The organism is Lysobacter sp. TAF61 (assembly GCF_052113485.1).
GTDB lineage: Bacteria > Pseudomonadota > Gammaproteobacteria > Xanthomonadales > Xanthomonadaceae > Lysobacter_J.
Map to the genome: position 1 here is coordinate 1 of NZ_JBFRDH010000045.1, position 421 is coordinate 421.

Annotated in this window: 1 protein-coding gene; it reads left to right on the plus strand. The window is 64.8% G+C overall.

The features are described 5' to 3' along the window. On the plus strand, window positions 1-421 hold a 421-nt coding region (locus tag AB4Y64_RS17745), incomplete at both ends, for a TonB-dependent receptor domain-containing protein (RefSeq protein WP_441817768.1).

Consider the following 421-nt stretch of genomic DNA (forward strand, 5'->3'; position numbering starts at 1 on the left):
GCCAATACCCTGGCCAACAGCACCGGCCTCTACAACTACGCCGCCGGGGCTTCGATCGACGGCCGCGCGGCCGACCTGTCGGGCAACGAACTGCCCAACTCGCCGCACTGGACCCTGTCGCTGGGCGCCCAGTACACCTTCGACCTGCCGTCGGGCTGGGCCGCCACCGTGCGCGGCGACTACTACCGCCAGAGCGAGCAGTACGCCCGCATCTACAACACCGAGTACGACCGGCTGAAATCCTGGGAGAACGTCAACCTGACGCTCAAGATCGAGAAGCCGGAGCTTGGCCTGTCGATCGACGCCTATGTGAAGAACCTGCTGAACAAGACGCCGATCACCGACGCCTACACCACCGACGACACCTCGGGCCTGTTCACCAATGTCTACACGCTGGAACCGCGCCTCTACGGGGTCAGCC